This is a genomic window from Clostridium cavendishii DSM 21758 (assembly GCF_900141845.1).
Taxonomy (GTDB): Bacteria; Bacillota; Clostridia; order Clostridiales; family Clostridiaceae; genus Clostridium_AG; species Clostridium_AG cavendishii.
In genome coordinates this window covers 79,718-86,037 of the sequence record NZ_FQZB01000018.1, presented here as the reverse complement: position 1 = coordinate 86,037, position 6,320 = coordinate 79,718, and the positions used below count along the sequence as shown (strand labels likewise).

Annotated in this window: 5 protein-coding genes and 1 rRNA gene; 2 read left to right on the top strand and 4 right to left on the bottom strand. The window is 26.8% G+C overall.

Annotation, left to right across the window (positions count from 1 at the left end; translation table 11 throughout):
- The 3 genes from BUB01_RS19325 to BUB01_RS19315 form a co-directional block, all read right to left on the bottom strand.
- Nucleotides 1–190: ribosomal RNA gene (locus BUB01_RS19325) — 16S ribosomal RNA — on the bottom strand; the annotation flags it as partial.
- Between the two features lie 661 nt (nt 191–851).
- Nucleotides 852–1,784, bottom strand: a complete 933-nt coding sequence (locus tag BUB01_RS19320) for a GNAT family N-acetyltransferase (RefSeq protein WP_072992151.1) — start codon at nt 1,782–1,784, stop codon at nt 852–854.
- A gap of 27 nt (nt 1,785–1,811) precedes the next feature.
- Complete coding sequence (locus BUB01_RS19315; protein ID WP_084109043.1) at nt 1,812–2,984, bottom strand: MFS transporter; 1,173 nt, start codon at nt 2,982–2,984, stop codon at nt 1,812–1,814.
- A gap of 207 nt (nt 2,985–3,191) precedes the next feature.
- On the opposite strand from BUB01_RS19315, the gene BUB01_RS19310 reads away from it, so the two are divergent.
- Together BUB01_RS19310 and BUB01_RS19305 are read left to right on the top strand one after the other, a co-directional pair.
- The gene (locus tag BUB01_RS19310) at nt 3,192–4,397 is read left to right on the top strand and encodes a class I SAM-dependent methyltransferase (protein WP_072992148.1); all 1,206 of its coding nucleotides are present in this window, start codon (nt 3,192–3,194) and stop codon (nt 4,395–4,397) included.
- A gap of 211 nt (nt 4,398–4,608) precedes the next feature.
- The gene (locus tag BUB01_RS19305) at nt 4,609–5,268 is read left to right on the top strand and encodes a DUF4230 domain-containing protein (protein WP_072992145.1); all 660 of its coding nucleotides are present in this window, start codon (nt 4,609–4,611) and stop codon (nt 5,266–5,268) included.
- A 250-nt stretch (nt 5,269–5,518) separates the two neighbouring features.
- Here BUB01_RS19305 and BUB01_RS19300 read toward each other — a convergent pair whose 3' ends face one another.
- Complete coding sequence (locus BUB01_RS19300) at nt 5,519–6,274, bottom strand: tRNA threonylcarbamoyladenosine dehydratase (RefSeq protein WP_072992142.1); 756 nt, start codon at nt 6,272–6,274, stop codon at nt 5,519–5,521.
- Between the last annotated feature and the right edge of the window lie 46 nt (nt 6,275–6,320).

Sequence of the window (6,320 nt, the reverse complement as noted above, 5' to 3'; positions counted from 1 at the left end):
CGATAATCTGATGTTATGCGGTATTAATCTTCCTTTCGGAAGGCTATCCCCCTCTATAAGGCAGGTTGCCCACGTGTTACTCACCCGTCCGCCGCTAGCTTCATCCCCGAAGGGAATCAACTCGCTCGACTTGCATGTGTTAAGCACGCCGCCAGCGTTCGTCCTGAGCCAGGATCAAACTCTCAATTTAAAGTTTGTAGCTCATTACTGTTGTATGTCTTATGATTTAAATCATAAAGAATTGCTGGTCATATATTTTCTTGCTCTGTTTAATTTTCAAAGACCAATTTTTTTTCGTCATTACCTGACGACTTTTACTATGTTACCACCTTTTCACTTTCATGTCAATAATTTTTTCAATACTTTTTTTAATGTTTTTAGCATTTTATTAATATTAAAACTTATTGAAGTGGCTTGTCCTAAAACCATTTGTCTTAGCGACGTGTTTTATAATAACACATTACTTTATTACAAACATAAAATTTCATTTAATATTAAGACACTAGGTTTTATATACTCTAAAATACTCTTATTTTCTTTCTCTAATTAAGCATGACACACTAGGCAGGATTCTAAAAAGGAAAGCATACTCCTTATACAACTTTCTGTAATCTAATCCTTCCAATACACTGTTTAACAAGCGGACTGAATCATCTTCCAGTATTGAATTTCCCGAATTTAATGGTAATATAAGTTAGAAATTATCATTATAATTTTTAATGTATGATTTAGTTAGTCGCATAATTTAGTTATACAATTAATGTGAGTTCTTCAAAATTCACATTTTTTATTTCTACAAAAAATGAGCCACTACAAAACTAACTATATTAGTGTTGTAGCAGCCCCTTTATTTATTCTTTTATCTTACAGAATGTTATGTGATCTTTCCATTCTCCATTTATATATAAATATTTTTCATTTAATCCAACTTCTTTGAAACCACAACTTCTAAGTACCCCCTGAGATTTTTTGTTATCTACAAGAGTTGACGCTTCTATTCTATGAAGTCCCATTTCTTCAAAAGCATATGTGCATAATAAATTAACAGCTTCTTTCATATAACCTTTTCCCTGATACTCTTCGTCTATTGAGTATCCTAAAAATGCACTTTTAAATATACCATAAACTATATTAGATAACTTTAATTTTCCTATCAAATAATTATCTTTAAATATACCTAAATCAAGACTACTTCCATCAATAAATTGCTTATAGCTTTCTAATAATATATTTTTCTGAGTTTCATAAGTATAAAAGCTCATATCTCTAGAAGGTTCAAAATTCTTTAGATGATTTTCGTTTCTTTTATAGTAATCTAGCATCTCTTCGGCATGTTCTGGCGATAAATTTCTTAAATCTATATTAACTCCATCAAGCTGAAATTGTATTATTTTACACTTTTCTTTAAAGCTAAATCTATTTATTCCAAATATAAGTTCATCTCTGTATACACAATTTATAAATAAGTTTTCACCAATTATACCTTCTAAAATAAAACCTAAATCCAAAAAAGCATTTATATTAGTATTATCACTTACAAATACATTTACTTTGTATATTTCTTTATCTTTAAATAGAGCATTAACTATTAAACTTATAGACTCTTTAAATAATTTATAATTATCTTCTCTATAAAATTTTAATCTTATACTTGCTCTTTTATTTTCCTTATCTAATTCTATTATTTTAAATCTTCCGATAGTTATCCCTATTTTATCTCTTATTATATATTCAATTTTTGTACCATTTAACAACTCTATAGTAATATTTTTTTCTCCAGACACACCCTCATCTCCTAGACTTATTTTATATTATTTTGAAACTAATTTATCTTTAGTTTGGAAGTATAGATATATCATGAATATGCAGCATATTAAAGAACTTGTAGGTACTAATAAAAATGCTGTCTTAGCTCCTATTTTATCATTTAAAAATCCCATAGTCCAATTTAGTATCATTCCAACAAAACTCGCTGCTGTAACTATTGTTCCTGTAATATATGCACTTCTCTTAGTAAAGACCTTACTAACAGTTAATACAACTGTTGGGAATGTTATGGAGAAAAACAATCCAGCCATTGATATAACTACAACACCGTTAGCTCCCATAAATAATCCTATGAAATATAATATAGTACCTAAAAACATAGATGTTGCTAATACATTAAAATATCCCTTTCTAGATACTACAAAGCCACCTAACAATCTTCCTATTGTAAATATAGCAAAAAATAATGACAAATATGTTGAACTCTGCTTATCACCAAAACTATATGTTGACTTCATAAAATTCATAAACCAATTTCCTGTTCCTTGTTCTGCAAAAACATAAAAACCTAAACCTAACATATATGCTATAAGTATCTTCTTAGATACTTTTTCATGAACTTCTTTTTCGTTACTTTCCTTTGCTTTTTGCGGATGAGGAACCTTTACAAATAAGAATAATGCCAAAAATACTACATAAATTATAGCTACTACAAAATAAACATTTCTCCAATCTATCCCCATATCTATAATTCTTCCAAATATACCTTGCCCTACAAATGAACCAAATCCATAGAAAAAATGTAACAAATTCATTATTACTGTTTGTGCAGAAAATACTATAACCGGAATTATTGTATTGCTAGCTATAGCACTAAGAGCGAGTCCTGAACTACTCATACCAAACCCTATTAATAACATAGTAAAACTATTCGCTTTAGATAATATTATTAACGATGTTATTATAGTAATAATTCCCAATGTAAAAACTCTTTTCTGACCTATTTTTTCACAAAGTATACCTCCAAAGAATGTTAAAATCATATATGTACCTGATGTAATTATAAGCATACTGCCTATCGCAGTATCACCAACATGAAAACATTCTTTAAAACTAGGTATAAATACTCCTTTCGTATTTTCTGTGATTGCCGCTAGAATCATACTTACAAATATAAACGTTAGCGTAACCCAATTAGTCTTTTGTTGTTTTCCCATTAACTTTCCTCCAAAAAATCATTTTATTTACATATACTATAAATAAGCCATAGAAATTATATCATAAATTTATTTATTTATACTCTATTTTTTTCAAAACCTTGCTAATATCAATTTATTAAATAATATGTTTTTTATGTTTAAATTAATATATTCTTATATTATTATTATATTATTCGATTTCTAGAAAGGTTATGGTGAAAGTGTATGAATAAACAAAATATAAGTAAAATTAAACTCTTTTTAATGGGTTTACAAAATAGATTTGAAGAAAATTCCTCTTTATTTGACTCTATAAATGTTACTTATAAAAGTGGACTTAAAGAATTTAACGGCACCGGCAAATTTGATAATAATAGTATTAAATTCAATTTCAATGGAAAAACTCAAAGTTTTAATATATCAAGTTTATTTGATTTTATTACTTTAGAAAGCAAAAAGTATGATGAAGTCTTTATATTATATAGAGAACGTGGTACAGACATACTTATATCCGCAGATAATAATAATGTAAAAATGACTAATACAGAAGTAAAGGTTAATCCTGGCTCTACTAAAATTAACGATAAAAAGGAACCTTTAATTAATAATATGAGTCAGACATCTACTCTACTTAATAGAAATTATTATATAAAGGTTGGAAAAGCTGATGTTTTACTAAAAGAAATTGGAATAATGAGTAAAGATGGAAAAATTAAAAATGATAAAATAAGGAAATACAACCAAATTGACCATTATGTTGAACTTTTGGATGGTGTTTTAGAAACATTACCTAGAAATCAAGTGATTAATATATTAGATTGCGGTTGTGGCAAATCATATTTAAGCTTTGTCTTAAATTATTATCTAACTGAAGTTAAAAGAAGAAAATGCCATTTCATAGGTCTTGATATTTCTGAAAGTGTTATAGAAAGCTCTAAACTAATGGCTAAAAATCTTGGATATAGAAATATGGAATTCCATGCTATAGATATAAAGCGTTATAAGCCTGATAAAAATATCAATGTTGTTATCTCCCTTCATGCTTGTAATACAGCTACGGATATGGCAATAGCTTTAGGTATTAAACTTGAAAGTGATTGTATTATAGCAGTTCCTTGCTGTCATAAAGAAATGCTCAGTCAATATAGTTATGAACCTTTTAATGGTATTTTAAAGCATGGCATTTTAAAAGCTAGAATGGCAGATATATTAACCGAAGGTATGAGAAGCATGATGCTAGAAGCTAAAGGCTATAATGTCTCTGTAATTGAGTATATTTCTCCACTTGAGACACCTAAAAATCTTATGATTAAAGCCATCAAAACTTCAGATGAAAATGAAGATATTTTTTATGAATATATGAATTTAATGGGTTCTTTAAATGTTTATCCTGCTTTATATGATTTTTTAAATGAGGATTGGTCATCTTAAGTTTAACATAAAATTTAAACTTAATACTTATAATATAAAATCTCACTTCATATTATTAAACTAATATTACTTTTAAGTGAAAATCTAAATTTTTAATTTAGTAATTTGAACTTACTCCTATAAACGTTAGTGAATATGACTTTCCCTTAATGGAACTTAATCATATAAATGATAGTGAATAGGAGTTTTCTTTTAATATGGAGGTGAGATTTTGTTTTTTAAATTAAAGAAAAAGGTAATTACTATTTTCTTTTTTGCGACTATATTTCTATGCATTGGTATTTTTATTAGTTACAAATTTATGTTTCATAATAAAAAAATAGACAATACAGTTAGCATACCATTTATTCAAAATCAAAGTGTGAAATATATCACTGAAGAAACTGTGGTTAGTAAACTTAAAAATACTCAAAAAATACTACCTCTTGAAGCTGAAATAAGCGAAACTATGATAATTGATAACAGTTGGGGTGATTGTGAGCTTTTTAAGAAAATAAAAACTATAAAATATTTTGCATTAGCAACCTATACATTAGATTTGTCTAATTTTACAAAATCTAATGTTTCAATTGATCAAAGTAATAAAAAAATAACCTTAAATCTTGATAAACCTATTCTTAATTCTATAAATTTATTAAATGATAAAACGACCTATGAAACAACAAATAATGGCACTTTAAGATTTGGGGAACTAAAATTATCTCCTGAAGAATTAAATTCTATTGAAAAGCAAGCACTTAAACAAATGTCTGAAAAATCTAATGAAGATTCATTAGTTAAGTTAGCCGAAGAAAACAGTAAGTCCTTATTAAATAATATTATTAATTCTATAAATAATAGCGATATGCTCATAGAAATTAATTTCAAATAAATTATTGATTTATTTAACATATTTAATACTATAAGAAAAAAGCTATAATATTAAATCAGTATACTTAATATTATAGCTCTTTCTATATTATCTATTATATATTGTAATATTATTTCTAAAATTTAAATTTAATAGTATTTTTATTTTGTGTTTAATAAGTGTATTAATATAAATGTAGATTTAAAATTGCAACATATATACATTATTCAATTTTCAAATATATATGTTTTAAATCAGCTTTATATCCTTACTAAATTTCTAATAATTCTCTTACTACATGTGATGCCAATATCATTCCTGCTACAGGTGGCACAAATGATATACTTCCAGGTATTTGTCTTTTAGTTGCACACTTTTTAGTTCCACCTGTGCATACACAACCAGTTTTACAAGTTACTACATCTTCAATTCTTGGCTTTTGAGGTATTTCTTCCGAATAAACAACCTTAAGTCTTTTAACCCTTCTTTTCTTTAACTCATTTCTCATAACTTTAGCCAATGGACAAACCTTAGTTTTATATATATCACTTATTTTAAATTGTGTTGGATCTAGTTTATTTCCTGTTCCCATAGAACTTATAATCTTAATATTATTTTTTTCACAATAAACAGCTAATGCAATTTTAGCTGAAACTGTATCTATAGCATCTACCACATAATCAATATCATCTGATACTATTTCTGGTATATTTTCTTCTGTTACAAACATTTGATGTGTTATAACATTACAACTCTTATTTATTGAAAGTATTCTTTCTTTCATTACATCTACTTTATTTTTACTTATAGTCTCATAAGTTGCATGAATCTGTCTATTAAGATTAGTTAAACAAACTGTATCATCATCAACTAAAATAAGTGTTCCTACTCCAGCCCTAGCTAAAGCTTCTACAGTAAAACTACCAACTCCACCTATTCCAAATACTAACACTTTACTATTTTTAAGTTTTTGTAATCCTTCTTTACCTATCAGAAGTTCTGTTCTTGATAAAGGATGCTGTAACATATTTTCATCTCCTTTTCCTATCATTTAAATGTTATTTATTAATATT